A 26,336-nucleotide genomic window follows, 5' to 3' on the forward strand; every position below is an offset into this window, starting at 1 on the left:
CGCCGCGCCGCGCGATGGCAGGCCACGGAGTCGCTACGGGGGGCGCCATGGGGGGCGGCCGGCTGCGGAGGCGCTGGGGAGGCGCCGTGGGGCGCCGACGGGGGCCGCCGCGGTTGTGGCGTGTGGCGCAGGACGGCTGCCGCGGGGCCCCGGGCGCTGAGCGGTGTGGTCAGCCCGGAGCGGCGTCCGCGACCCCGACGTCCGTGACCTCGGCCCCCAGATGCCGGGTCGCCCAGGCCGCAAGCTGCGCCCGGGAACGCAGGTCCAGCCGGGTGCGGATGCTCTCCAGGTGCGATTCCACGGTCCGTTGGGACACGTGGATCCGCCGGGCGAGTTGACGGTTGGTCAGTCCGGCCGCGACGAGCCGGGCGATCTCGCGTTCCCGGTCGGTCAGCGGAAGCGCGTCGTCGACCGGCTCCTGCCACACGTCGTGCACCGCGTACTTCAGGGCCTGCGGCAGACTCAGCGCGCTCCCCTCCCGCTCGGCCTCCTGCGCGTCGGCCGGTGAGAGCAGGTCGCGGGCCGCGGCCAGGGCCTGCCGCAGCTCACGTTCCGTGGCCGGGTCGCTGTGCAGCCGGCGGGCCCGCCGCAGACCGGACGTCACCGCGGCGAGCCTCAGGGCGCGGCGCGGACGATCGCGCTGGGCCGCCGCGACCGCAAGGCTCTCCAGTGTGATCACACCGGTGACCGGCAGGATGCCGGAATCCGCTGAGAGCAGGTACGTCTCGAGCCCTTCGCGGAGGTGCTGTTCCGCGGCTTCGGCGTCCTTGCGCGCCAGAGCGTGAGCGCCCGCCGTGTGCAACCACTCGGGGGGCAACGGGTGCGGGGAGTGGCGGCGGTAGAGGGGAAGGCAGCTCTCCATCAGCTCGCCGGCCAGCTCGGTGTTGCCGGACTGCAGCGCCGCCCAGGCCAAGTTGTGCAGACACACCGCGGTGTCCAGGGGGCGGTCGAGTGGCCGTACGAGTTCCAGGCAGCGCGCCGAGGCCGCGTAGGCGTCGGCGTTCCGGTCACAGGACAGATGGACCCGTGCGAGGGTGCCCAGGACGCGGACGAGTGGGATGGGACGGCCCGACTGAAGGGCCAGTTGTTCCGCCTCGCTCACCAGTGCCGCGGCCTCGGTGTGGTCCCCCTGCCCCGCTGCCAGCGCCGCCGCCTGCTCGAGCGCCGCGGCGCGGCCCGGATGGGCCCCGCCGGTGGTCTCCAGCGCGGTCCGCAGGAGTGCGCGGCCCTTGGCGGCGTGGCCGTGGTGCCGCCAGCACCGCCCCAAGGCCGCCGCGAGCGGCAGATAGCGGCTGTCGCCACGCTGCGCGGCCCATTCGACGGCCGCGGTGAGGTTGGCGCGCTCGGTGTCGAGCGGCTCGAGCTCCTGGTAGCAGTGCAACATCTCGTCGCCGACGATCGGTTCGGCCAGCGTCAGCAAGTGACCGGCCAGCCGGTCGAAGGTGGCGTCGGCTTCCCCGGCGATGGTCAGCTGTTCGCGCCCGTACAGCCTGATGGACTCCAGTTGGCGGAACCGGCCGGCCACCGCCCCGCGTTCCGGCACGATCAGTGAGCGCGCCTCCAGTCCGGCGAGCAGGTCGATCATGTCCTCCGCCAGGACGGTCCGACCGTCGGCGCAGGCGGCCGTCGCGGTCGTCAGGCCGAAGCCGCCCACCAGCACCGACAGTCGTCGTAACACCGCCTGCTCGGACGGCTCCAGCAGGTCATGGCTCCACTCGATGGTGGTGCGGAGGTCCCGGTGCCGGCCGGCGGCGGTCCGCGCGCCGTTGGTGAGCAGCCGGAAACGGTCGTCGAGACGGGCGTTGATCTCCGCCACCGGCAGCAGCCGCACGCGGCGCGCGGCCAGCTCGATGGCCAGGGGTATGCCGTCCAGCCGGGTGCACAGGGCGGCAACGTCGGACACGTTGCCGTCGGTGAGCCGGAAGTCCGGGGCGGCGGCGCGGGCCCGCTCCACGAAGAGGCGTATCGCGGCGGAGGTGAGCAGTTGGGCCCGTGTGCGGTTCGGCCGGAGCTCGGGAAGCGGCAGCTCGCCCACCCGTACGACGGTCTCCCCGGATACGTCGAGCGGTTCCCGGCTCGTGGCCAGCACCCGCAGGGACGGACAGTGACGCAGCAGCGCCTCGACGAGCTGCGCGGCCGGCAGCACCAGGTGTTCGCAGTTGTCGAGCACCAGCAGGGTCCGGTGCTGGGAGAGAGTGTCGGTGAGTGTGTGCAGAACCGGCCGGCCCGCCTCCTCCCGGATACCGAGGCAGTCCGCCACGGTCTGTACGAGCAGAGCGGCGTCGGTGAGGGAGGCCAGCTCCACGAGCCACACACCGTCCGGGTAGCGGGGCTGCACCCGCAGGCCCAGCTCGACCGCGAGCCGCGTCTTGCCCGCTCCGCCGGGTCCGGTCAGCGTGACGAGCCGGTGGCGGCCCAGCAGGGACTGGAGTTCGACCAGTTCGCCGTCGCGGCCCACAAAGCTGTCCAGCGGCAGGGGCAGTCGGCCGACGGTCCTGGGGACCGGCCCCGCGGCCGGGGCAGCGGGCGCCGGTGCGGAGGTGTGCGCCTGTACGCCCCGGGACGCGGGTGCGGCCGCGGGGGCACGTACGGCCCGGGGCGCGGATGCGTTCTCCGGCATCCGTTGCGCCGGACCAGCCGCAGCGGTGTCCCCGGTCCGGTCCACGGCGGTGCGCCGCCGGTATGCCCGCTGCCGGCATGCGCTGGAGCAGTATCTGGCGGGCCGGCCCACGCGGCCGCCGGTTCTCCCGGGCTGGGCGTCCAAGCCCTCACCACAGATGGCACAACGACCGGTCGCGGAAGGCACAGGCCCTACTCTCCGTGAGGCGCTACGGTCGGAATTCAGTCGGCGGCCCCCGCCCAATGCCCCTGAATCCCCTCATGGTTGTTCAAGTCGTCACTCTAGCGGGCGCGTCGAAATCAGCGGTACGGCGCCCGACGAGTACCGGCCGGACGCCGGCCGTCGAATGGTCGGCGAAATGGCGGCGAAATGGCCGCGGACGGCCCGGCTGACAGCGCCCGGCCACCGACGCCGCCGGCCCGCAGCGCCCACCGCCACCGACGACACCCGCCCACAGTGCGCGGGCAAAGACGACACCCGCGCCACAGCGCACGGCCCGCCACGCCGCCCCCGGCCCGCAGTGCCCCGTCACAATGGCCCTCATGCCCCGACGTACGCCACGCGCGCAGCAGTCCCGCCACACCCCGACGGCCTGCCCCTGCGGGCTCCCCGCGACGTACGACGCCTGCTGCGGCCGGCTGCACCGGGGCGAGGCCCGCGCCGCCACGCCCGCGCAGTTGATGCGCTCCCGCTTCAGCGCCTTCGCCGTCCACGACGCGGCGTATCTGCTCCGGAGTTGGCACCCGTCGACCAGGCCTGCGGGGATCGACTTCGATCCCGCGATGCGCTGGCAGCGCCTGGACATCGTCGGCGGCACTGGCGGCGGCCCGTTCGGCAGCGAGGGGACTGTCGAGTTCCGCGCTCACTACACCCGGCACGGCCACGCGGGCGAGCTCCACGAGATCAGCCGGTTCGTACGCCACGACGGTGCCTGGGTCTATCTGGACGGCGTCGTCAGCGACTGAACGGATACCGCGGACGCACGCATCCGTGGAACCGCCACCGGGCAACGGCGCGTCAGTAACCGGGCACGGATGGCGAGATGCCGGGGCGATAACCGTGCACGGGGGGCGAGATGCCGGGCGATCCAGGGGCAGCGCCACCGAGTGCTGCCCGCCTCACCCCTCCACGCGGTGCACGCCGAAGGCACACAGCAGCGTCACCGGATCGCGCTTCGCCCGGGCGTCCGCCGAGCCTTAAATGCAGACATGTCCGATCGGGATAACGGCGGGATCTGCACAGGGGAATTGACCACCGGAATGGTGTGAAGAAGTCGTCACGATCCGGTGCCCAATACTGCACGCGAAAGTACCGAAACGCTGACCTAAAAACCCCGCGGCCTGGGTGGACGTGTGGTCGGGCAGCATGGTTTGATCTTGCGGGGTTCGCAGTTACAGATTCTCGGTTTTCCGGGCATCAGGCGACCGTTGAACGGCCGATCGGCTTCGCTGTCGAGCGGCCGACAGAAGTAAGAAACATTCATGAACTAAGGAAGGCCCCCCTCATGCGTAACGACTCCACCCCCCAGGTCGAGACCCGCGAGATTGCCGACAGCGACCTGGACAACGTCTCCGGCGGCGTCCTCGGCGTGGCGGTTGGTCAGACCGTGTCCACGGCCGAGTCCCTTCTGCCGGTCTCGCAGGTCAACGGCATCGCCTCGGAGGCCACCGGCATCAACACCGCTGGCGTCACCGGTCTCGCCGGCCTCTGAGGCGACGTCGCCGCAAGGCGTCACAGCCTGGAGCATTATGCAACCTACCGGTGCATCCGAATCACAGTAGGAATCCCAGTAGAGTTGCCCATGGACCCCGGAACAGTTCCGTTCCGGGGTCCATGGATGCGTCGGTCGACAACTGTCGGACGCTATTTGTTAACCTCGGTTCTGCTTTACACTCACGCACTGCTGGGCTGGTCGTGCACGGGTGTGCTCCGACCGCGACGAATGTAGTTGAAGGAATAGTTCCGTGCAGTTCCGGCAAAAGGCGCTTTCCAAGCTGCAATCGCCTGAAGAGCTCGACGTACCGGTGCGTTTCGCCCGGCCGCAGGGCGGGCTCGTGCTGACCGTCACGGTCCTCGTCATGGCCGCCGCGTGTTTCTGGGCGGTGACCGGCTCCGTCTCGTCCAAGCTGAACGCGCCCGGCATCCTCACCCATGCCGAGGGCAGTTATGTATTGCAGAGCCCGGTCTCGGGACAAGTCACCGCGGTCCGCGCCAAGGAGGGCGACAGGTTGCCCCAGGGGGCGCCGTTGCTGGACGTACGCACGAAGCGGGGCGTCCAGGCCGTACGTACGGTGGCCGCGGGGCGGGTGACCTCCATGGTGGCCAAGATCGGCGCGGTGGTCACGACCGGAGCCGATGTGGCGACCGTGGAGCGCATCGACGACCCCGATGACCCGCTGGTGGCGATGGTGTACGTGTCGGGCGGCAGCGGATCGACGGTCCCGGTGGGCGCTCGCGTGGACCTGACCGTCCAGTCGGTGCCGGCGCAGCAGTTCGGTGTGCTGCGCGGCCGTGTCAAGGCCGTCGGCCGGGTGCCCCAGACCCGGCAGCAGATCACCGGTTTCCTCGGCGACAGCCAGTTGGGCGAGCAGTTCTCGGCGCAGGGCAAACCGGTGGCGGTCCTGGTGCAGCTGGACCGGTCGAGCGGCACGACGTCGGGGTACACCTGGTCGTCGAAGAGCGGACCGCCGTACGCGATCGATTCCACGACGTTGGTCAGTGGCGCCATCCACGTGGCGGCGCAGCGCCCGGTCGACTGGCTCCTCCCGTGACCGCGCGGAACGACCCCGCCACGACGCGGAGCGACCCCGCCACGACACAGCCGATACCGGTCGCAGGGCGCGGGAAGCACCGTCCGGGCCCGGCGAACGGCGGTCGGCACCGCCCGAACCGGGCGAGGCCCGAGCCGGTGCCGAAGGGGAAGAAGCAGAAGACCGTCCGCAGTCCGACCGTTCTGCAGATGGAAGCGGTGGAGTGCGGTGCCGCTTCGCTGGCCATGGTGCTCGGCCACTACGGCCGGCATGTGCCCCTCGAGGAACTGCGGATCGCCTGCGGGGTGTCCCGTGACGGATCCCGTGCCAGCAACCTGCTGAAGGCGGCGCGCAGTTACGGCCTCACAGCCAAGGGCATGCAGATGGAACCCGCCGCGCTGGCGGAGGTGCGGGCGCCGGCCATCCTGTTCTGGGAGTTCAACCACTACGTCGTCTTCGACGGCATGGGGCGGCGCTTCGGCCGCCGCGTGGTGCACATCAACGACCCGGGCCGGGGCCGCCGGTTCGTCTCGATGGAGGACTTCGACTCCAGCTTCACCGGCGTCGTACTCACCTTCGAGCCCGGCGAGGAGTTCCGCCGGGGCGGCCGGAAGCCGGGGATCATGCGCGCCATGCCGGCGCGGCTGCGCGGCACCACGGGCACGATGCTCGCCGCGCTGATCGCCAGCTTCCTGCTCGTCGTCGTCGGCGCGTCCGTACCTGCCCTGAGCCGTACGTACATCGACATGTTCCTGCTCGGCAACCAGACGTCGCTTCTGGGCGTGCTCTTCGCGTCGATGGCCGCCATGGTGGTGCTGACCGCCGTACTGACCGCTCTGCAGCAGTCGAATCTACTGCGCGGCCGCATCATCTCGTCCACGCTGAGCAGCGCCCGCTTCCTGCGGCATCTGATCAGACTGCCGGTCACCTTCTACGCCCAGCGCAACCCGGCCGACCTCGTCCAGCGCCTGCAGTCCAACGACACGGTGGCCGAGACCCTGGCGAGGGACCTCGCCGCCGCCGGCGTGGACGCCGTGGTCGTGATCCTCTACGCGTTCCTGCTGTGGAGCTACGACCCGCAACTGACGGTCGTGGGCGTGCTGATCGCGCTGCTCAATGTGGTGGCGATGCGGGTGGTGATCCGGCTGCGGGCCACCGGTACGCAGAAGCTGCGCGCGGACAGCGCGCGGCTGACCAACACCTCCTACAGCGGGCTCCAGCTCATCGAGACGATGAAGGCGACCGGAGGCGAGAACGGGTACTTCCGCCGCTGGGCCGGCCAGCACGCGACGACGCTGGACGGACAGCAGCGGCTCGGTGTGCCGAGCGCGGCGCTGGCCGTCGTCGCGCCCAGCCTCGCCGCGCTCAACAGCGCGCTGATCCTTCTGATCGGCGGGCTGCGGGCGGTGGAAGGCCATATCTCCATCGGCCTGCTCGTCGCCTTCCAGGCGCTGGTGACCAGCTTCACCGCACCGATCACCCGGTTGAACGGGGTGGCCGGCCGGCTTCAGGACTTCGCGGCGGATGTGGCCCGGCTCAAGGACGTCGAGAGCTTCCCGGTGGACACGCTGTACTCGCGGCGCGAGCCGGCCGCGAGCACCCGCAGGCTGCGCGGTCACGTGACGCTGGACAACATCACGTTCGGATACAGCCCGCTGGACAAACCGCTGCTCACCGACTTCTCGCTGTCGGTCGGACCGGGCCAGCAGGTCGCGCTCGTCGGCGGCTCCGGCAGTGGCAAGTCCACCGTATCCCGGCTGATATCGGGTCTCTACCGTCCGTGGGAAGGCGCGATCCGCATCGACGACCGGCGGCTGGAGGACATCCCCCGCAGTGCGCTGTCCGCCTCGGTGTCCTTCGTCGACCAGGACGTCTTCCTCTTCGAGGGCACCGTCCGCGACAACGTGGCGCTGTGGGATCCGTCGATCACGGACGAGGCCGTCGTCTCCGCACTCCAGGACGCCGCCATCCACGACACGGTCGCCCGGCGCCCCGGCGGCATCCACAGCCGGGTGGAGCAGGACGGCCGCAACTTCTCCGGCGGCCAGCGGCAGCGGCTCGAGATCGCCCGGGCGCTGGTCCGCCGGCCCAGCATCATGGTCCTCGACGAGGTGACCAGTGCCCTGGACGCGGAGACCGAGCAGCTGATCATCGACAATCTGCGGCGGCGTGGCTGTGCCTGTGTCGTCATCGCGCACCGGTTGAGCACGGTGCGCGACAGCGACGAGATCGTCGTGCTGGACCACGGGACGGTCGTGGAGCGCGGGCGGCACGAGGACCTGGTCGTCGCCGGGGGGCCGTACGCCGAGCTGGTCAAGGAGCACTGACGTGACATCCGTTCACCACCCCGTGGTCACCGGCACCGGGCCCGGAGACGTGGTGGTCGGTGCCCTGGGCGGTCTGGGCGAGCCGGTCGACTGCGCCGGCACCCGCAGCCTGTCGCTCGAGGGGCCCCATGTGCTGTGGCTGGTCGCTGACGGGGCGTTGGACCTGTTCGCGGTCGACGCCGCCTCGCAGGGGCACTGGCACTTCCTCGGCCGGCTCACCACGGGAACTCTGCTCCTCGGGCCCGTCGAAGGCCCGCAGCACACCCTCGTCGGCCGGCCCCTTCAGGGCTGCGTACTGCGCCGGATCCAGCTCCGGGAGCTGTTCCGGCCCGAGCCCGGGTACGGCGACCAGTGGTCGTACTACGACCCCGCCGCGATGCCCAGCACGCTGGAGGACGCGCTGGCCCGCGGTGTGGGACGCAGCCTGCGTGTCCTGTTCGAGGCGCCCGTGGACGGCCAACCGGGCATGAACGTCGGTCAGTCGGTGCCCGGCGACGAGACCGAACAGGGAACGGTGGCGTCGGCCGCCGCGTACGAAGCCTCCGACGACAACATCCTGTGGATGTCCGTGGCCCCCGGCAGCGTGCAGTACGGCGCCGCGTACAGCATGGAAATGGCCGCCGACCTGCTCATCGATGGCGCGGTGTGGCAGGGCATGGTCAACCAGCAGTCCCGGCTGCTGTTCGCGCTGGACCGCTGGATCGAACAGCTCGAGCGTGCTCACGAGGACCGGACCGCGGCCGGCATCAAGGCCGGGGAGTCCGTACGCGCCCAGGCAGACCAGGCGCTGCTGGCCTCGATCGGCACATCGGGGAAGGCCCCGTCCCGTACGGCCCAGGAGACCGACGACGCGACACTCGCGGCCTGCCGCAGAGTCGCCGGCGCCGTCGGGATGCCGGTCACCGCGCCCACGGAGGGCGGCGCGCTGAACGACCGGATGAATCCGGTCGAGCGCGTCGCGCTGAGTTCACGGTTCCGTACCCGCGTGGTCAAGCTCACCGGCCGCTGGTGGCGGGAGAACAGCGGTCCCCTGGTGGGTCACCGGGCCGGGACCGGAGCCCCGGTCGCGCTGCTGTGGCGCCGCGGCCGGTACGAGGCGGTGGAGCCCGTCAGCGGCGAGCGGTCGAGCATCGGCAGGGCGAACGCGGCCGACTTCGAATCCCGCGCCGTCATGTTCTACCGTCCGCTGCCCGAACAGCCGATGGCCACCTGGCGGCTGCTCCGCTTCAGCCTGCGCGGCACCCGCACGGACGTGCGGAACCTGATCCTGGGCGGTCTGGTCGCGGTCGGTCTCGGCGCCCTGGTGCCGCTCGGCACCGGACAGGTCCTCGGTGTCTACGTACCGAACGCCGAGAACAGCCTGATCGTCCAGACCTCGCTGGCACTCGTGGTCACCACCGTCGTCTCCGCCGCGTTCATGCTGCTCCAGAACACCTCCATCCTGCGTATGGAAGGGCGTATCGAAGGCACGCTCCAGCCGGCTGTCTGGGACCGGCTGCTGCGCCTGCCGACGAAGTTCTTCACCGAGCGCTCCACCGGAGAGCTGGCCAGCGCTGCCATGGGCATCAGCACCATTCGCCGCGTGATGTCGGGCATCAGCTCGGTGGCGGTACAGGCCGGCACGGTCGGTACGGTGAACCTCGTTCTGCTGCTGGTCTTCAGCGTCCCGCTGGCGCTGACGGCGATCGGCATGCTGCTCGTCATCGCCTCGCTGTTCCTCGGTATGGGCCTATGGCAGCTGCGGTGGCAACGCCGGCTGATCGAGCTCAACAACAAGCTCAACAACCAGGCGTTCCAGACCCTGCGCGGACTGCCCAAACTGCGCGTCGCCGCTGCGGAGAGCTTCGCCTACGCCGCCTGGGCACGCGAGTTCGCCCGCAGTCGCGAGCTGCAGCAGCGGGTGGGCCGGATGAAGAACCTGATCACGGTCCTCAACGCGGTCTATCTGCCGCTCTGCACGCTCATCATGTTCATGCTCCTCGCCGGCCCGGCCCGCGGGAGTCTGTCGGCGAGCGAGTTCCTCACCTTCAACACCGCCGTGACGATGATGCTGAGCTCGGTGACCCAGCTCACCGGTGCGCTCATCTCGGCCGCCTCCGTCCTGCCGCTGTTCGAACAGATCAAGCCGGTGCTCGAAGAGGTCCCCGAGGTGCGCGGAGGCAGCACACAGCCCGGCACCCTGTCCGGCGGTATCGAGGCCAGGCAGCTGTCCTTCCGATACTCCGAGGACGGGCCGATGGTGCTCGACAACGTGTCGTTCCGGATACGGCCCGGCGAGTTCGTGGCCATCGTCGGGGCCAGCGGCTGCGGCAAGTCGACTCTGCTCCGGCTGCTCATCGGCTTCGACCAGCCGGTCTCCGGCAGCGTCCTCTACGACGGCCAGGACCTCGCGGCCCTCGACCAGGCAGCCGTACGCCGTCAGTGCGGAGTGGTCCTGCAGAACTCCCAGCCGTTCAGCGGCTCGATTCTGGACTGCATCTGCGGCGCCGAGATGTTCTCCCAGGAAGAGGCGCTGGAGGCCGCCGAGATGGCAGGTCTGGCCGAGGACATCAAACGCATGCCGATGGGCCTGCACACCGTGCTCTCCGATGGCGGGGGCACCGTCTCCGGCGGGCAGCGACAGCGTCTGATGATCGCCCAGGCCCTGATCCGGCGCCCGCGCATCCTGTTCTTCGACGAGGCCACCAGCGCGCTGGACAACGAGACCCAGCGCATCGTGATCGAGAGCACCCGCAAGCTGCGCGCCACCCGCATCGTGATCGCCCACCGGCTGTCCACCGTCATGGACGCCGACCGGGTGATCGTCATGTCGGAGGGCAAGGTCCTCCAGCAGGGAGCGCCCGCGGATCTACTCGCCGATACGAGCGGCCTGTTCCATGAACTGGTCCGCCGCCAGATCAGCTGACCCGCCGCGCAGCGAGGTGCCTTCCCTCGGGTGCCCATCGCTCCGCGTCGGGGCGGAGTCAGGCCGGGTGCAGCCACCGACCACCTGCTCCCACCCCAAGCGGCCCGCCAGCAGGTCGGATCGCTCCTCCTTGGGCAGCCACGTCAGACCAAACCTCCGCGACGCCGCAGGGGTCGGCACCGTCGCCGAGGATCTCGCTCAGTTCCGTCTTCGTATACCGCGTGAGCCGCACAATGGCTGCCGACGCGGAAGGCCCGTTCCCGGTCATCTGTGAATGATGCTGTCCAGACCGACTACCGCCAACTGCGCCGACCCTTGCAAGGACTCCTTGCGCCTGGTGCTGTGAACGGCAGCCGGTGCAGGGTCGGTTGAAGGCTGTTTGTAGGGTTCACGTCATGGGGATGTGGAACGGGGTGGCCTCCGGCCCAGCTGCGGCGCAGGGGTACGGGCCGGACGCAGGGGCGGCGCAGATACCGCCATGGCAGGCGCCGACAGATGTCGAACACGGGTTGTACGAGGCCAAGATGCGCGGCGACTGGGCCACGTACTTCGACGTCCTCGCCGGTACGAGGCTCTACCACGCGATGTCCCGGCTCCGGGCCGACGCCGACCTGAGCAAGGTCTCGTACTCTCCGTACTGGAACCCCGGAACCCGCACACACTGTCTCGCAGTCCTGACCTCCGGAGTGCTGCCCGCACCCGCACCCGATCCGGTCTTCTTCAGCGACAGCCTGCACACGCTCGCCCGGGACTGGCCCTGGGACGACCACTGGCTGGCCGTCAACCCCGGCACACCCTGCGAGGCGTACTTTCCCGCCACCCCGGCTCATCGAGCGGTGTGGCAGCAGCATGCCCAGCGGGTGCCGACGAACTCCGAGGGAGCTCTTCGCACACTGTGGGTCGGCGGTCCGCTGCACGGGCCCGTGGCGCACGGGCTCGCTTGCGGAGCGCTGCTGTCGGTGAACAACCGCGCCCTGTGGAACACCGTCGGCTGGCACGGGGGCGGCTACCAGAGCGAGCGGGACCTCCTGCTCGAGTGGTGGGGCATCGGCACCAGGGAGAAGTGGCTCGAATCTCAGGAAGCCCTGCTCCACGGCAGCATGGTCAGCGCTGTCTGGGAATTCGTGCTGGAAGTACGGCAGTCGATCGCCCGCGAGTACGGCGGCGCGGTCGACCTCGCGCACTGGCGGCAGGTCACCGAGCGGGTCATGCGCCACCGGCTCGACCAGGCGGCCCGTGCCGAACCGGGTGAGGAGGAGCCCGGTCGCAGCGTGGATGTCGAAGCCGAGATCCGCAGAGTGCAGCAGCTCATAGGCCGTATCACCCGTTACGAGAGCCGCTTCCGCGCCGACGGGCTCCTCGGTGAGGGCAGGCAGGTGCGCTCAGTTCTGGCCTGGGACTACGGACGGGCGTCGAACATGGCTCGCTGGGGCCTCGGGGCCCGCTTCTGCGACCTCGCGGAGACAGAGCAGGCCGTCGTCCGTGCCGGACGGATCAGTCAGGTGACGTACAAGTCCTGGGAGGACTTCTCAGCCGGGTTCGTCCTGGGCCGCTGCCTCCACTTCGACGAGGAGGAGTTCGGCAACTGGTACGAGGAGATGCTTCATGCGCACCGCGTTCTGACGACCGACCCGCACAGCCCCTGGCTCAGCATCCCCTGGAAGTGACCATCGGACGCGGGCGAACGCCCGTGCCCGGCCCGGGAGTTCTCGATGGACGGGGCAGGCCGCCCACTGACAAAATGGCAGGTCTATGACATCACCGAATTCGACCCGGAAGGAAGCGGCGAGCATTTCGCGGGGCGCCCCCGTTTCCGCTCTTTGGTCGCGGAGTTTCCTTTTCTTCTTTCTGGCGCGAGCCGTCGCCAAACTCGGCGACATGATGCTGCCCATCGCGCTGGCCACCGGTCTCATCCGATATGGACACGGAGCCGGGGCCGTCGGGGCCGCGATGGCGTCTTACACGGCTTGTTTCGCGGGCTTTGTCATTTTCGGTGGCGTCGTCGCGGATCGCATCAGTACGCGCGTCCTGATGGTCGGGGCCGACCTGATCCGCGTGGGCACCCAGTCGCTGGCCGCGGCCATGTTCTTCACGGGCCATGTCGTGCTGTGGCAACTGTGCGCCATCGGCGCGGTGAACGGCGTCTGCGCCGCGCTCTTTCAGCCCGGTGTCGCAAGCACGATTCCCCGGATCGCGGACGATGTGCAGGGCGCGAACGGGGCCGTCCGTACCGCGGAATCCCTCATGGCCGTTCTGGGCCCCGCGCTGGCCGGTGTGCTGGTCGGTCTGACATCGGTCGGTGGCGTATTCGCCGCCCATGCCGTCACCTATCTCGTCAGCGCCCTCTGCCTGACGTTGATGAGACTGCCCGCCGCCTCCGCCCACGAGGCGGTGCCGACCACCAGGACGTCCACGTCCCGGACCTTCCGTGCCGATCTCGTCGAGGGATGGCGTGAATTCCGTTCCCGTACGTGGATGTGGGGCGTCATCGTCATATGGATGGTCCTCATGATCGCCGTGTGGGGGCCGACCGTACCGCTGGCCGCCACTGAGATCATCACCGAGCACGGCGAAGGCGCGTACGGCATCGTCAACTCCGCGCTCGGGGTGGGCATGGCCGCCGGCGGGCTGCTCGCCATGCGCATCCGCCCGAGGCACCCCCTGCGCGCGGGGGCCATCGCCCTGTTCGGCTTCTGCCTGCAGTCCTTTGCCCCCGGAGCTCATCTGCCCGTACCGCTGATCGCCGGAGGGTTCGCGGTGGCCGGTGCGGCCATGGCCTTCTGGAGCGTGATGTGGGCGACCAGCATTCAGACCCAGGTGCCGGGCCGCGTCCTCAACCGCATCCACGCCTACGAGGTCGCCGGCTCCGTGGCCATGCTGCCCGTCGGACAGGCGCTCGCGGGCCCCGCCTCGGGGCTGTTCGGGATCCGGGAAGTGCTGCTCACCAGCGGCGTGATGGCGGTCGTGGTGTGCGTAGCACTGCTGGGTGTACCCGCCATCCGCAACCTGCACAGGGTCGACGGCGCCCCGGTGAAGTCCGGCTGAGTGGCTCAGGGCTGTTGGGCTTGTCTCCGGCGGCCGGTGTCCCCAGAGACACCGATGGCACGGCCCCCGGAGACACGGACGCCCCCCGGAGACACCCGGCCGCCTCCCGACGGCCCGGACAACCTCTACGCGGCAGGGGCCCGGAGAACCTCTACGCCGCAGGCTCCCGGCCGTCTCCCGACCGCAGAACCGGCCGGCCGAGCCACTGTTCGGCCGCCGCCGGCTCGGCAGGAGCCCCGTCGCAGAGCACGTACCGCGCGGGGGCCATGGCCCCGTCGAACTCCGACAGCGCTGCCACGCATGCCGTGTGCAGCGCGTGAGGGGTCAACGAAGCGCCGCCGGCGTCGACGTAGGCCACCAGCTCCGGGGCGCCCGCGCTCTCCGGCACGACGGGGAGGACGGCCGACGTACGGCCCCCCGCGGCCTTCTCCACCAGGTTTCCGGTGGCGGCGAGGTCGATCAGCGAAGAGTCGATCTCCACCCATTCGGGGCCCCGCACCACGGGGACGATCCCGGAGACCGCTCCGACCCGCTCCAGCGGCAGGTCCTCGTCCGCGGCGGCGACAAGAAGCGACTCGACCCCGGTGAGGAAGGCGCGCAGGTCCGGCTCGGGCAGGTAGTGCGAGTCGGTCCACAGCGAGAACTCGGCGACACCGACGCTGCGGACGACCTTGAAGTAGAAGCGCACGGGCATGAACGTGGCCGGATCGACCAGCAGGCCCGTCCGCCCGGCTCCCTCGGGCACGGGAGCGGCATCTCCGGACCCGCTGCGGTCGTTGTACACGCAGTCCCGGGCGAACCGGATGCCACGCCGGAATCCGATCCGGTCGATCAGGTCCCACAGGCGTAGCGGGTCGACCTGGCTGTGCTGGTACGCGGCGAGGCTCCCGGCCCAGGCCCGGCGCACCAGCGCGTCGAACGTACCGCTCCCGGCGGTGAGAACGACGAGGGCGTCCTGCGCGATGGTGCCGACGTACCGCTCCGTGTGCGGGGTGTTGCGGTTCGCGGCGATCGAGGTGAGCGCGCAGCGGTCGTTGCCGGCCCGGTGCGCGAGTACGGCCGCGGTGGCGGCCAGCAGTACCGCGGACCTGCTGGCCTTGGTGCGGGCAGCGAGCACCTGGAGCGCGTCGGCGGCCGTACGGGAGCGGAGGACTCCGCACAGGTACCGGGGGGAGCTGTCGGGGCGGGTGCCCGCGGGCACGGCGAGCACGGACTGCGGGACCCTTGCCAGAGCCCGGCCCCAGTGGCGCAAGGCGGCTTCATTGCGCTCCTGCCAAGCCGCCGACTGCTGCTCCGTGCCGACGTCCAGCGGCTGGTGCGCGGCGCCGGACGGCAGCGGCCCGCTCACCCCCGCCAGAGCGTTCTCCAGGTCCTCGCCGAGGATGCGCAGGGCCTCGCCGTCCACCGCGATGTGCGAGTGAACGACGACGAGCTTCCTCGGCGTGCCGTGCGGCGCCACCACGGCGACACGCAGCGGGAGTTCCCGGGCGAAGTCGAACGGGCGCTCCGTCATGGATTCCAGGACGTTCGAGAGCGTCGTCCCGTCGTCCGGGGCGTCGTGGACCCGCACCGGAAGCTCGCCCTCCCCGACGACCCGCTGCCGCAGCCCGTCGACGTCGGGGTAGAGAGTCCGCAGCGATTCGTGGGCCACCAGCAGGGAGCGCAACGCCGCGACGACCCGCGGGATGTCCGACTCCGGCGGCAGCTCGGTGATCTGCGTCAGGAAGGCACTGTTGCGGTCGCCCGGATACTTGGCGCGCCGCCGGTACGTCTTGGTCTGGGCCCAGCTGGACGGGCCCTCCTTGTCCGGCCCGGCGGAGAACGAAACCGTCACATCGGGGGACGGACGCATCTCATCGATCCTCTCTGCGCAGTCCGGGAAGCCCGACGGGCGCGGCGGCGGACCGCAGCAACTCCGGCCAGTCCCGGGGGTCGTCGCCGAGGTGGCCGTGCAACCACCGCGCCCACCGGTCGAGGCCGAACCCGATGCAGGCGGAGTAGGCCGGCGCCCCGTCCGGGAGGGCGATCCCGAACTGCGACCCGAAGTGCTGGTTGTGCAGGTTCACGGACGTGACGGCGACCGGCGCGGTGCCGTCCGCCATCCGGCCCTTCAACTCGTGCTTCAGATCGAACGCGGACTGGTAGCCGAGAAGTTCTTCGCGCTCCGAGGTGAAGAACGGGTCATTGGCGGCGGCGAGCGTGCAGGGCAGTCCGAGGAGGCGCGCGAGATCGGCCACCGCGTCCAGCATCGTGTCGCGGAACGTCCTGGTGGCGGCCCGGTCGCCGAGGAAGACGACCTCCCGCATGTCGAACGACCAGAGCCGGGTCGGCGTCCGGTCGGCCCCCGCTTCGTACCGTCCGCACATCCCGCGGGCGGTCATGGTGACCGGTCCCGCCAGCGGCCGGTCCGCCAGCGCCGCGAACAGGTTCATGCACACCGCCGGCGCCAGGACCACCTCGGCGGGGGTGAGCTCCGCCGACGCCGAGACGAGATCGGCCGAACCCGCGAAGCGGTCCAGCGCCCGCAGGTCCGGCCCGACGACGCTGCAAGCCGTCAGATGCTGGGGGAAGTTGCGGGTGTAGCCGGCTCTGTGGATGGTGTCCCAGGAGACCAGGTGCGGCACCGCGTGCTCCGCGGCGCCGGCCTCCTGCGCCAGACCGAGGAAGACCGTGTCCAGGGCCCGTGTCAGGCGGGCCAACCCGGGCCCCGCGACCTGCAGTCCCGGCCCCACCCATGTCGCGTCCGCCGCCGGGCGGGGCACCGCCGGAGCGTCTCCCAGGTCCAGCAGTTCCTTCGGCTCGCGCGCGGTTGCCAGCGACGCGCGGGCGTGAGCCTCCTCCAGCAGGGCAACGGCCGTGTCAGCAGCATCGTTCGGTGGCTCGGCGTAGCGTACGAGGGTGTCCGACTCCCGGTGCTCGCACCGGACCTCCGACCCTTCGGGCAGGCAGTACGACAGCAGGTCCTCGAAGGTCCGCCGCTGGGCGGGAGCCAGCGCTTTCGGCGAGGTCCAGGTCACCATGGTGTTCACGATTGAGCTCCAGCCCTGTCCTCGGCGTCCCGGAGCGTGACGGTGCACCGGGAACGGCTGACCATGCGGAACGTACGGCCCTGGGCCGTGGGCAGCACGCCGTTGTCCAGGGACATCCGCTCCACGCGGTCGAGCACGGCGTTGAGTACGATCTCCAACTCCCTGTTGGCCAGCCCCATGCCGAGGCAGGCGTGGCGGCCCATGCCGAAGGACAGGGTCGCTCTGCGCTCCCGGGCCGGATCCCAGGCGTGCGGCCGTTCGTAGACGGCCGGATCACGGTTCGCGCTGGCCAGAACCACCTGAAGCGGGGCTCCTTCCGGGATCCGTACGCCGCCCAGGGTCACCTCCTGTGCCGCGAAACGCAGGGTGACGTGCAGTGGTGGTTCATGACGCAGGGTCTCGGCCACTACGGCCGGGATGAGCGACCGCTCCTTTCGGATGCGTTCGAAGACCTCCGGTTCGGCAGCGATCCTGCACAGCAGGTTGGTCAGACCGCCGGTCGTGGTCTCGGTGCCGGCGGCCAGCAGCAGAATGGAGGTGTTGACGAGGTCGGCGTCGCTGAGGGTCCCGGTCTCCGCCAGCGTGCCCAGCAGCCCGCTCTCCGCGGGACAGCCGGTCGTGAAGCCACGGAAGTAGTCGCGCAACGTCCCCCGGTGAGCCACGACTTCGTCCAACGGGACGTCGTCGTGATCGACGTACGCGACCAGCGGGCGCATCGTTTCGTGCAGCCAGTCGGCGTCGCTGTCGGGGAGTCCCATCATCCGGCAGACGACCCGCATGGGCAGCCGCCGCGCCAGCACCTCGATGAAGTCGGCACGGCCGTCCGTCAGCAGCTCGTCGAGCATCTCCCCGGCGAACGGCGAGACGATCCGCTGGGCGAAGTCCGCGGTGGGCCGGGGACGGAACGACCCGGCGGCGGCGGATCTGAGCCGGGTGTGCTCGGCGCCGTCGCTGTCGAGCATGGAGGGCCCGAAGGCACGGCGGCTGGTGCGGAAGGGGTGGAAGGCGGTGAAGTCCGAGGACGTCATCACCTGGCGCACGTGGTCGTAGCCGAAGACGAAGTACGAGTCGTGGACCGGCGACAGATGTACGGGCCGGTGCTCCCGGTACCAGTCGTACAGCGGCCATGGGTCCGTCTGAAAGGCCGCCGAACCGAAGTCGATCTCGGTGCCGGTGCCGGGCTCGGTGCGCGTGCCGGGCTCGGTGCCGCGGTCGCCGTCGCCATCGCGGTCGCCATCGTGGTTGGGCCGCATCACCGGCGGCGGAGGGTCCGTTGTCTGATTGGGCACCTGATGCCCCCCGTGTCTATGGATTGAACTTGAGTTCGCCGGTTCCCGCGATGAAGTCGTCGAGGCCCGTCAGCTCGGCCAGCGTTTTGCCTTCCGACCGCATCGCCTTGCGCAGCCGCTCCTCGCGCTCGCGCAGTACGCTCCCGGCGGCGACGACGGCGGACACGCGGTTCTCCGGCAGGATCAGGAAGCCGTCCGGGTCTCCGAAGATCCAGTCCCCGGGCTCGATGCGGCAGCCGGCGACCTCCAGGGTGTCCGGGACCCGCTCGGCCAGGACATCGGTCGTCCTCGCCGACACGTAGTTGACCTGGGTGGAGAAGACCGGGACGGGGATCGAGGCGATGTCGCTGAGGTCGCGCACCGCTCCGTTCACCACGATCCCGGCCAGCCGCTGGACCTCCGCCGAGGCGGTGTAGATGTCCCCCGCCAGCCCTTCGGACGGCTCGGTCTCGTTGTGGATGAAGATGACCCAGCCGGGCGGGGCGGCGGCCAGCGCCTGGAGACACGGCAGCATGTCGTCCCGGGTCGCCACGGGGAAGACCGGTCCGCAGACCCGGTCGTGGCCGTTGCGCGGCACCAGCGGAATCGGCAGCTGCGTGATGTACTCACCGGCGGCATCGGCCAGTTGCGCACATCCCAGATCGTCGAAGCGACTCCGGAACTGTGCGATCTGCTGCTCGCTGAACTTCGACTCCACGGCGGTCATCGCTTCGCACCTTCTTCCGCCTGAACGAGGCCGTACAGACCCCTCAGGGTGTAGAAATTCTCGATGTCGTGTTCCGCGACATCGATGGAGCAGCCGGTCAGGGACTCGACGAACACGATCATCCGGATGATCGAGAACGAGGTCACCAGGCCCATGTCGAACAGGTTGTCGTCAGGGGCGATCTCCTGTGGAACCGGTTCCTTCGAGTCCGCGTGAAGCGACTTCACGAATTCCCGTATCTCTTTGTAGAAATGTTCCTGTTCCATTGCTGTCTTCCTTGTGAGTGGGTACGTCAGGATCGGACGGCGGCTCGGCGGATCGATCGATGCGTCAAGGGCTGTGAGGGAATTCCGAAGTGGTAGGGCCCGGTCTTCTCAGACGTGGCGTTTCGTGCCGATGATGATTCCACTGGCAACGGGGAGCTCGACGGACGTCAGACGCGGATGGGAAACGATTGCGTCCCGCACTTCGCTGACGGTGGCCCGGTGCTCGCTGCGCTGATAGCGCGTCACATCCATGTCATCGACCACAAGAATTCCGGATGCCTGGAGCGCGGACACGGTCAGGTCCAGTCTCTCCCATTTCCCGCCCTCGGCATCGGCGAAGATCAGGTCGAAACCACCGAGCGTCGGAAGCAGTTCCACGGCGTCCCCGGTCCTCAGTTCCACCCACTCGGGCCAGGGCAGCCGCCGTGCCGGCGCGGAAAGGTCGGGACTGCTCTCCACCGTCACGACCGTCACATCGCTCCGGGACAGGACCCCTTCGACCAGCCATGCGGTTCCGACGCCCACGCCGGTGCCCAATTCGAGAATACGGCCCCCGGGTGGAACCGCGGCGCTGAGCGTGGACAGAAGTCTGCCCACCAAAGGCTCACAGGACAGCGGGAAATCGTGATCAGCCGCCGATTTGAGGGCCTCGGAAACGAGATGAGGCAGCTCGGTCATTCAATGTTCCCTTCACGCACCGACTTACTCGTCGGCCATTGCACGCAAGGAGGATTGTGGTCGCAATCAATGAATGTAATGGGGAAGGCACCCGGCGGAAACCTCTGCGAAGACACTAGCGATCAGCATCTCCCCCGGCAATGGACCATCCATCATTCGAGATGGCCAAATCCCTTGCTATGCCATTGAGTTGGGAGTCAACAAGGACCGGAGCACGCCCGTATCGGACGCCCCGACACGCTGTCATCAGCCGGGTCGGCAATACGCAATGGCGGCGTCGTCGTGCGTCTTGCCCCGGGCCCATCGGATCCCGTCGGGATCCTCCGCTTCGGCCCGGCGGATCCGTTGGATGGCCGCTTCAGGCCCCGCACGGTCCAGGTCGTCGAGCAGCCCGGGCCAGTCGGTGAGCCCGTACCGGTCGACGGCGCACGAGACCCCGTCGGTCATCAGCGCGGCCCGCCGTACCCGGTGCCGGTCGTAGCGGCCCGTCAGGGCGTGCCGAGCCGCTTCGGGCTCGGAGGCCGCCACCCAGTAGCCGCCCCGTCGGTTACGGCGTGCCCGCTTGGCTTCCATGAGGGCCGCGTAAGCCTCCGGTGTGGGATCGGCCAGCACGGCCTTGCGCTCCGGCAGGTGGAGGCGGAGGAGGCGGTCGTCCGTGATCTCCTGCACCGTGCCGGCGATATCCACGACCACCGTGCAGTCGGCCAGGACGAGGTACTCGAGCGCCTCTTCGGTCTCCCGCAGGATGGCGAGGGTCGCCGACGGCGGGTCGGGAAGAGAGAGGTCGCAGCCACCGCCGTGGAGTTCCACGACATCGGTGAGCGCCGCGTGCAGCGCTTCGTCGAGTCCGGCCTCCGGCACGCCGGCTCTGACCAGGATCCGGTCCGCGAGCTGCCGTACGAACCACACCGTGCCGTGCCGGCAGCCGGATCCGTACCCGGGAAGCGTGGTGACGCCGTCGAGCACCACGGCCACCGTGTCCGTGGCGGCGGCGGCGTCCTCGTTGGCCAGGCCGGGTGTCCCAGGCTCGGTCGCCAGACTGATGCGCATGGCAGCGGCGCCCTTTCTGTTCCGTCGTGTTGATGTCGGGGAAGCGGATGCAGCGCTCCCCGTCGAGGGAGTTCCTCTCGGAAACCCCACCGACCGGGGCCGGATGCAGCCTGCCGCGGGGCCGGGGCGAGCCGAGCGGGCGGGGCGGGCGACTGCGGCGAGGACAACGAGGGCCTTCCGCCTGCCGGTTGTGGTTCTCTCGATCCACTCCGGGCCGGAAGGCCCTCGTCACGTTCGCCTACGACTCAAGGCGTCCCGGTCTCGCCTGTCACTGGGGCGGTCCCGGGAGCGCACCTGAGTCACCGGTCACGCCCCTGAGTTCTCCGGGGTCTCGGTGGCGAGCAGATCCTTCAGCTCATGCACCGCTTCGCGCAGCTTGTCGGCGAAGACGGACATCTCGTGGGCCACCGGGAGCGGTGTGCTCAAGTAGACATTGAAGCGGTCAGGAAGCAACACATAGGCGACACCGATGCACCGGCTGCTGGTCGATCCGAAACCGAAGTGCTGGAGGTTGATGGAGGGCGCCGAGCTGGTGCTCAGATAGTCGTCCCTCATCTTGATCCAGCCCGGCGTCTCGTACAGTGCGAGCGGCTCGGTCACCCCCAGCGCCTCGCCGCGCCGCTTCTGAATCAGCTGGAGCTCCCACAGGTGCTGCTCGGGCGCCTGCCCCGCTTGGCACTCCTTCGCGCGCTCCACATGCTTCTGCGCGGCGGCCCGGAACGCCGCCCTGCGGGTCGCCTCATCCGCCTCGGGGTCTTCCATCGCGGCCACGAACCGCACCACTTCGGGCGTGACGACGCGCATCGCCTCCGTACGGCCGCGCCGGTACTGTCGCGTGGCGATCGCCTCGTACGTGGCGCCCACATGTCCCTTGGCGCGCCTGTGGGCGAGTTGGTAGGCCATCTGTACGAACGCATCCGGCGAGATCCGGAGCTGCTTGGCCCGGTTTCCGCCGAAGTCCTCGAACGACAGGGCGGACGTGGCGGTGTTGGCCCCGTACTCCGCGAAGGAGTCGGCAGCCGCCCGCACATCGGCGTGCAGGCCGGCGTCGAGCACGAATTCGATGGGCTCGACGGCAGGCATGCCCTGGGGCCGGGCGCCCGACTCCTGGGAGTGCTCCTCCGCCGAGGCGCCCATCAGACTGTCGACGAAGCTGAGGATCGTGGTCCCGTCCAGGCCGCAGTGCTCGACGTTGATGCCCGCCGTACCGTCCTCGAAGACGATCAGGGACACGGCCTTGTCGAACCACCGATTGCCGCTGTCACCGTGGAGCAGCTGGTCGCACGCCTCGAGGGTGTCCTTGGGTGCGAAGTCCTCCAGACACACGCAGAACAGCGCGGTCTCGACCTCGTCGAGGGCAGCCGCGTTGCCGGGGTGACAGGCGAGCAGCGCGTCCCGGCTGGCTGCCCACTCCGCCCGGGCCTTGGTGGTGAGATGCCCGACCGAGGTGTCCGGCGCGGCCCGCACGGCACCGGTCTTCATGACGGCACGCAGTCCGGCCATGAGGTCGTCCAGCGTGTGGGGCCGGCCGTCCGGGCCGATCACATCCATACGGAACATGTTTCCGCGGAAGAACACCACGATGTGGCGTGCCTGTGACGGGCCCGGCCATTCCTCGGTGTACGGCGTTCGGACGGTGTCCTGCACAGGTCCGGGAATCCGCGTCGTGGAGAACAGGTACTTGTTCTGCTCCATCGTGAGCGGCTGCCCTCGCTGGAGGATCGGCGGAACGCGTTCCTCGTCGAGCTTGAGCTTGTAATTGACGGCCCCGGCGATGAGCCCCGCCAACCGTTCCGCCTGTGGCCGGCCGGAATCCTTGAACAGGAAGAAGAAGTTCGCATTGAGTGCGATGCGGTCGCGCCGGCCCAGATACCGGGACGGCCAGAAGGTGTCGAGCCAGCTGTGTACGCCCTCTTCGGCGTTGTACTGCTCGAGTGCCGCGTGGAGCGTGCGTCCGGGGCCGTCCGGCCGGAGGAACGAGGCCACTTCCGCCTCTGTCGCCGCCAGTTCGTCCGCGGTCAGCAGCGGCGCGCACCAGTCGATGAACCGCTCGCAGCTTTCCTCCAGCGTGGGCAGTGGCACGCGCGGCAGGCTGTCTTCATGGGCGAAGGTAGGGGTGGCCGTTCCCTGACTACTGTTCAATTCATCTCTCGATCCAGGCGGTTGCGCGGTTGCGCTGTTGTTGATGATCCCTTGTGCGTCGCGAGGTCCGCGACTGCGCAACTATTACGTGTCACGCGGCCGGGACAAGTAAAGCTGGGCGTACAACCAGCCGTCGGATTCCAGACCTCGCGAATCCACTCCGACGGACGACAGCGTCTCCAGGACGAGCGACTGCTCCTCCGGAGAGGCGAACCGCCGCTGTTTGAACAAACCCTCCACCTGTACGGTCTCGTATCCGGCCCCGGCCAGGCTCTCCTCGACAGGCTCGAAGGGGAACATCCGCAGGACGAAATGCGCCATCCACGGCTTGCGGTCACCGTGTGCGCCGACGACCCGGGAGATGGTCCTGTCGGTGACGTAGCCGAGGCAGCCCGTCGAGATGACGAGGTCCGTTCCGGCGAGCTGCTCGCGCTGCCGCTCCGTCGGCTCGTGCTGTTCGAGGTCGGCGTGGACCGCGCTGTCGAGGAACCCGGCCGAGAGCCCGTACGAGAGGGCGTCCTGCGACGTGTCGAGGCCCACGAACCGGATGCGCTTGACGCTGCGCCGTGAGTCCACGAACGCCCGGTCGCGGGCCAGGAGGGCGCTGCGGGTCCGCGGCTCGGCAGCGCTGCCGCCGTAGCGCTCGTACAGCTCGTCCATGGTCGCGTCGCATTTCAGCAGAGCCGCGTTGATGCCGTAGGAGCAGCCGATGTCCAGAACGTTGGGAGTCAGGACCTGCTGCGATTCCCGGTATTCCTGGATGAGTTTTGCGAAATAGGGCTTGGCCAACTGAGGGATGCAGTAGTCGAGCTCGCGCAGCGTACTGAAGTAGGCGCGCGGGTCGGGTTGCGTGTAGATGTGATCGAGTGAGACTTTTCCAGTCGTGTCGAAACGCACGGGTGCACTCCTCTGTGGATTGCAGAGCGGGCGATGGGCCGACGGACGGCGGAGTCACATCGCCGACCGGACTCACTAATCCAGTAGTTGGTCGACCCGCACGGCGCGTCCCTCGGCCGCCAGATGCTCGGGCAGCACGCGGCCGAACAGTTGCTTCGTCCGCGCGACGCTGCCGATGACTCCGGGGCGCTCGCTGTAGGCGAATATCGCCGAATGGCGCGCGGTCTCGCCCTGCACGGAACTCACTCGGTGCAGCGAGTAACGACCCTTGAACAGTTGCAGATCACCCGGACGCAGCGTAAGGCGACGGATCAGGCGCCCACCGCGGCCGTCCAGGACATCCCGAACGTCATCGAAATTCTCCGCTTGTGCGGACCTGATGTTCGGGCAGTACTCGAAGACGCCACCGGCCTGCGCCTCCTGCGTGAGCAGGCTGACCGTGAACTCATTCGTGTCGAAATGCCACGGATGCTCCATTCCTGGGTTGACCACGTTGAGGACCAGCCCGGACAGCGGGTCCGCGAGCTCATGGAGACGGGGAAGTTCGAAGCAGTCGGCGACAAAGCGCTTGAACAGCTCGCTGGAATAGAGCTGCTGGATGATGAAATCTTCGGGGATGCGATCACGCGCCACGAAAGCGTTGCCGCGCTCGATGGCGATCCGACCCGGATGGTCCTCCGGCAGTGCGGAGTCCACGGCGATGTTGTAGGCATTGACGGTTTCGACATCATAATGCGCGTGAGGGGCGATCTTCGCGCACTCGAGTCGTAGTGCATCGTTCAGGGAGGAACGAAGGAAGTTGGGCAGTACGCTGCATCCATCCGTCTCCAGCGCGCGCCGGGTGCGAGAAATTACGGACTTCCAGTCCGCACCCTCCGGCTCCGACAGGGGATAGCGGGCCGTGTCCACCACCCGCTCAAGCATCCGAGCTGCCGATGTGCTCATGAAGTTCCTCTCCACGCGCAAGCCCACCGCCCCGGCCCCCGGACATCCCGGGCCAATTCGGTGATTCCTGTCTTCGACGCCATGCAGCGTAAGCAACATGATCCACACACTGTCAAGGGCGCCACCGCCCCCAACAAGCCTGCGCCCGCAGTGTCTTACCGCCCTTCTCGCGAACCCCAGACGGGTTTAGCACATTCATTGCTCGCCATTCATGGCTCCGAGGTTGTCTGTGACACGCGACACTGAACGGTCCTCAACAAGACAGACAAAACTGGTATCTGACTGTTAGCCACCCGGACGAGCCGGGGCCGTACGACGATTGAGAGCGGCGCGAAGTGAGCTGCTCCCGGAACGGGAAATGCATCCAGCGCTCGGCACGGAACCGGACGCGGCTAACGGCAGGGACACGTTTCAACGCCCCAGGCCCGGCACACCACGGCACGGCACGGCACGGCAGGTGACGGTCAGCAAGGCCTCGGACAGGTGGGTGCGGTACGGAACGGGACAGATGCCCCCTGCACCACAGACTGCGAGTTGAGTTGACCGACCCGGGAGACCGCGGTTTGTTTCAACGCCCTGCCGGGGACAGGCGCAGATTCCACCGGCCGAGCCGTCCGCTGAGTTCCACCGCTGCCAGCGGTTCGACGTCCAGTCGCCAGAACGTCTGCGGCGGTAGGCCCAGCGCATGTACGAGGGCCGCCCTGATCACGGTCTGGTCGGCCACCACCAGCACCCGGCCCTCCTCGACGGCCGGCCGGCAGTCGAGCCACGACCCCACTCGGTCGCGGAGGGCGAGCAACGATTCTCCGCCGTGCGGGGCGGCAGCGGGGTCGGCGAGCCAGGCCGCGACCGCCTCCTGCTCCTGAGCGGCGACCTCGTCGAGGGTCCGGCCACGCCACCGCCCCATCGAGCAGGCCGCGAGTTCCGGAGCCGTTACCGCGGTCAGCCCCATCGCCTCGGCGGTCTGCCGGCATCTCAACGACGGTGCGGCGTAGGTCTGCCGTACGGCGGGCAAGGACGGGGCCTGCTGCCGCGCCCGGAGCAGGCCGCGCTCGTCGAGAGGGGCGTCGTCCTCGAAGCGCACCTCGCGCCGGGTCGCACCGGCTGCGGCCGCCAGCAGGGTCATCCGTACGGTCATCCCCCCGCCTCTCTTTCCAGCGCACTCCGGCGCATCCCGTTCCGGCGCACTCCGGCGCATCCGGCGCATTTCGCGGAGCGATCGTAGTCACAGTGCCGCCGCTGCGCCCGACGGGGGCTTGGCCGCGCCCCACGCAGGGCGGTACGGTCTGGAGGTTCATGCGACGGGGCGACGGAAGTCCGGTGAGAATCCGGGACGGTCGCGCCACTGTGTGCCGAGCAGCCGAAACACCCTGGATCGGGTGGTACGGCTGCCGGTGAGTCAGACCCCGCCTTGTCGCGCATGCTCCACCGAATGGGACGCGTGTTCCCCAGGGAGGTTCGCTGTGGCTCTGACCACCGCTTCCAGCTCCACGCCCACGACTGTCACAGCGCCTCTGCCGCTCAAGGCGATCGCGCCCTGGGCCCTCTTCTTCGGCGTGCTCATGATGGTTCTGCTCTACTTCGTCGGTGCCGAACAGGGCGCGACGGCCTTGTTCTCCGGCGAGGGTGTCCACGAGTGGGTCCACGACGGACGCCACCTGCTCGGCTTTCCCTGCCACTGATCCGG

Annotated in this window: 20 protein-coding genes and 1 riboswitch; of the genes, 8 read left to right on the top strand and 12 right to left on the bottom strand. The window is 69.3% G+C overall.

The window, feature by feature from the left end; genetic code table 11:
- Positions 1 to 169: 169 nt before the first annotated feature.
- Complete coding sequence (locus tag ABZW18_RS22035; RefSeq protein WP_356189865.1) at positions 170 to 2,620, bottom strand: LuxR C-terminal-related transcriptional regulator; 2,451 nt, start codon at positions 2,618 to 2,620, stop codon at positions 170 to 172.
- Positions 2,621 to 3,162: 542 nt separating this feature from the next.
- Between ABZW18_RS22035 and ABZW18_RS22040 the strand changes: the two genes are divergently transcribed.
- The 7 genes from ABZW18_RS22040 (at position 3,163) to ABZW18_RS22070 (ending at position 13,647) form a co-directional block, all read left to right on the top strand.
- Positions 3,163 to 3,585, top strand: a complete 423-nt coding sequence (locus tag ABZW18_RS22040; protein ID WP_356189867.1) for a YchJ family metal-binding protein — start codon at positions 3,163 to 3,165, stop codon at positions 3,583 to 3,585.
- A 539-nt stretch (positions 3,586 to 4,124) separates the two neighbouring features.
- Entirely contained in the window at positions 4,125 to 4,331 is a 207-nt protein-coding gene (locus ABZW18_RS22045) for a type A2 lantipeptide (protein WP_356189869.1), read from the top strand.
- Between the two features lie 253 nt (positions 4,332 to 4,584).
- Entirely contained in the window at positions 4,585 to 5,391 is an 807-nt protein-coding gene (locus tag ABZW18_RS22050; RefSeq protein ID WP_356189871.1) for an HlyD family efflux transporter periplasmic adaptor subunit, read from the top strand.
- A gap of 137 nt (positions 5,392 to 5,528) precedes the next feature.
- Positions 5,529 to 7,697, top strand: a complete 2,169-nt coding sequence (locus ABZW18_RS22055; protein WP_356189873.1) for an NHLP family bacteriocin export ABC transporter peptidase/permease/ATPase subunit — start codon at positions 5,529 to 5,531, stop codon at positions 7,695 to 7,697.
- 1 nt (position 7,698) lies between these two features.
- Positions 7,699 to 10,602, top strand: a complete 2,904-nt coding sequence (locus ABZW18_RS22060; RefSeq protein ID WP_356189875.1) for an NHLP bacteriocin export ABC transporter permease/ATPase subunit — start codon at positions 7,699 to 7,701, stop codon at positions 10,600 to 10,602.
- A gap of 395 nt (positions 10,603 to 10,997) precedes the next feature.
- Positions 10,998 to 12,269: a DUF1266 domain-containing protein gene (locus ABZW18_RS22065; protein WP_356189877.1), complete on the top strand. Its 1,272-nt coding sequence runs from the start codon at positions 10,998 to 11,000 to the stop codon at positions 12,267 to 12,269.
- Between the two features lie 85 nt (positions 12,270 to 12,354).
- On the top strand, positions 12,355 to 13,647 hold the full coding sequence (locus tag ABZW18_RS22070; RefSeq protein WP_356189879.1) for an MFS transporter: 1,293 nt from the start codon (positions 12,355 to 12,357) through the stop codon (positions 13,645 to 13,647).
- A 151-nt stretch (positions 13,648 to 13,798) separates the two neighbouring features.
- On the opposite strand, the gene ABZW18_RS22075 is transcribed toward ABZW18_RS22070, so the two are convergent.
- The 11 genes from ABZW18_RS22075 to ABZW18_RS22125 all read right to left on the bottom strand — a co-directional run bounded on the left by ABZW18_RS22075 (position 13,799) and on the right by ABZW18_RS22125 (position 25,787).
- The gene (locus tag ABZW18_RS22075) at positions 13,799 to 15,499 is read right to left on the bottom strand and encodes a condensation domain-containing protein (protein ID WP_356189881.1); all 1,701 of its coding nucleotides are present in this window, start codon (positions 15,497 to 15,499) and stop codon (positions 13,799 to 13,801) included.
- 1 nt (position 15,500) lies between these two features.
- Positions 15,501 to 16,676, bottom strand: a complete 1,176-nt coding sequence (locus ABZW18_RS22080; protein WP_356189883.1) for a hypothetical protein — start codon at positions 16,674 to 16,676, stop codon at positions 15,501 to 15,503.
- Positions 16,673 to 17,965 carry a cytochrome P450 gene (locus tag ABZW18_RS22085; RefSeq protein WP_356189885.1) on the bottom strand — a complete coding sequence of 431 codons (1,293 nt, stop codon included), beginning with the start codon at positions 17,963 to 17,965 and terminating at the stop codon, positions 16,673 to 16,675. Before ABZW18_RS22085 ends, ABZW18_RS22080 begins: the two co-directional genes overlap by 4 nt.
- Before the next feature lie 16 nt (positions 17,966 to 17,981).
- Positions 17,982 to 18,671, bottom strand: coding sequence for an RraA family protein (locus ABZW18_RS22090; protein ID WP_356189887.1), 690 nt, complete (start codon positions 18,669 to 18,671; stop codon positions 17,982 to 17,984).
- Positions 18,668 to 18,937 carry an acyl carrier protein gene (locus tag ABZW18_RS22095; protein ID WP_356189889.1) on the bottom strand — a complete coding sequence of 90 codons (270 nt, stop codon included), beginning with the start codon at positions 18,935 to 18,937 and terminating at the stop codon, positions 18,668 to 18,670. Before ABZW18_RS22095 ends, ABZW18_RS22090 begins: the two co-directional genes overlap by 4 nt.
- Positions 18,938 to 19,045: 108 nt before the next feature.
- Positions 19,046 to 19,615 carry a class I SAM-dependent methyltransferase gene (locus tag ABZW18_RS22100; protein ID WP_356189891.1) on the bottom strand — a complete coding sequence of 190 codons (570 nt, stop codon included), beginning with the start codon at positions 19,613 to 19,615 and terminating at the stop codon, positions 19,046 to 19,048.
- A 246-nt stretch (positions 19,616 to 19,861) separates the two neighbouring features.
- Positions 19,862 to 20,665, bottom strand: coding sequence for a protein phosphatase 2C domain-containing protein (locus tag ABZW18_RS22105; RefSeq protein WP_356189893.1), 804 nt, complete (start codon positions 20,663 to 20,665; stop codon positions 19,862 to 19,864).
- Between the two features lie 306 nt (positions 20,666 to 20,971).
- Positions 20,972 to 22,747 (bottom strand): choline/carnitine O-acyltransferase, encoded by a 1,776-nt coding sequence (locus ABZW18_RS22110; RefSeq protein ID WP_356189895.1) that lies wholly within the window; start codon positions 22,745 to 22,747, stop codon positions 20,972 to 20,974.
- A gap of 144 nt (positions 22,748 to 22,891) precedes the next feature.
- Positions 22,892 to 23,704: a class I SAM-dependent methyltransferase gene (locus ABZW18_RS22115; RefSeq protein WP_356189897.1), complete on the bottom strand. Its 813-nt coding sequence runs from the start codon at positions 23,702 to 23,704 to the stop codon at positions 22,892 to 22,894.
- A 75-nt stretch (positions 23,705 to 23,779) separates the two neighbouring features.
- A complete protein-coding gene (locus ABZW18_RS22120) occupies positions 23,780 to 24,649 on the bottom strand; it encodes an arpA protein (RefSeq protein WP_356189899.1) in 870 nt (289 codons plus the stop codon).
- 568 nt (positions 24,650 to 25,217) lie between these two features.
- Positions 25,218 to 25,787: a histidine phosphatase family protein gene (locus tag ABZW18_RS22125; RefSeq protein ID WP_356189901.1), complete on the bottom strand. Its 570-nt coding sequence runs from the start codon at positions 25,785 to 25,787 to the stop codon at positions 25,218 to 25,220.
- Positions 25,788 to 25,922: 135 nt separating this feature from the next.
- A riboswitch (cobalamin riboswitch) is annotated at positions 25,923 to 26,078 on the top strand.
- 85 nt (positions 26,079 to 26,163) lie between these two features.
- Here ABZW18_RS22125 and ABZW18_RS22130 point away from each other — a divergent pair.
- Positions 26,164 to 26,331 carry a CbtB-domain containing protein gene (locus ABZW18_RS22130; RefSeq protein WP_356189924.1) on the top strand — a complete coding sequence of 56 codons (168 nt, stop codon included), beginning with the start codon at positions 26,164 to 26,166 and terminating at the stop codon, positions 26,329 to 26,331.
- The last annotated feature ends 5 nt before the right edge of the window (positions 26,332 to 26,336 follow it).

This window comes from Streptomyces sp. NPDC004647 (genome assembly GCF_040609575.1).
Classification (GTDB): domain Bacteria; phylum Actinomycetota; class Actinomycetes; order Streptomycetales; family Streptomycetaceae; genus Streptomyces.

What these genes read in the sequence shown, in the direction of transcription:
- ABZW18_RS22035 (WP_356189865.1), bottom strand. Translation starts at nt 2,620, where the DNA reads ATGCCGGAGAACGCATCCGCGCCCCGGGCCGTACGTGCCCCCGCGGCC.
- ABZW18_RS22040 (WP_356189867.1), top strand. Translation starts at nt 3,163, where the DNA reads ATGCCCCGACGTACGCCACGCGCGCAGCAGTCCCGCCACACCCCGACG.
- ABZW18_RS22045 (WP_356189869.1), top strand. Translation starts at nt 4,125, where the DNA reads ATGCGTAACGACTCCACCCCCCAGGTCGAGACCCGCGAGATTGCCGAC.
- ABZW18_RS22065 (WP_356189877.1), top strand. Translation starts at nt 10,998, where the DNA reads ATGGGGATGTGGAACGGGGTGGCCTCCGGCCCAGCTGCGGCGCAGGGG.
- ABZW18_RS22070 (WP_356189879.1), top strand. Translation starts at nt 12,355, where the DNA reads ATGACATCACCGAATTCGACCCGGAAGGAAGCGGCGAGCATTTCGCGG.
- ABZW18_RS22075 (WP_356189881.1), bottom strand. Translation starts at nt 15,499, where the DNA reads ATGCGTCCGTCCCCCGATGTGACGGTTTCGTTCTCCGCCGGGCCGGAC.
- ABZW18_RS22090 (WP_356189887.1), bottom strand. Translation starts at nt 18,671, where the DNA reads ATGACCGCCGTGGAGTCGAAGTTCAGCGAGCAGCAGATCGCACAGTTC.
- ABZW18_RS22095 (WP_356189889.1), bottom strand. Translation starts at nt 18,937, where the DNA reads ATGGAACAGGAACATTTCTACAAAGAGATACGGGAATTCGTGAAGTCG.
- ABZW18_RS22100 (WP_356189891.1), bottom strand. Translation starts at nt 19,615, where the DNA reads ATGACCGAGCTGCCTCATCTCGTTTCCGAGGCCCTCAAATCGGCGGCT.
- ABZW18_RS22105 (WP_356189893.1), bottom strand. Translation starts at nt 20,665, where the DNA reads ATGCGCATCAGTCTGGCGACCGAGCCTGGGACACCCGGCCTGGCCAAC.
- ABZW18_RS22120 (WP_356189899.1), bottom strand. Translation starts at nt 24,649, where the DNA reads ATGAGCACATCGGCAGCTCGGATGCTTGAGCGGGTGGTGGACACGGCC.
- ABZW18_RS22125 (WP_356189901.1), bottom strand. Translation starts at nt 25,787, where the DNA reads ATGACCGTACGGATGACCCTGCTGGCGGCCGCAGCCGGTGCGACCCGG.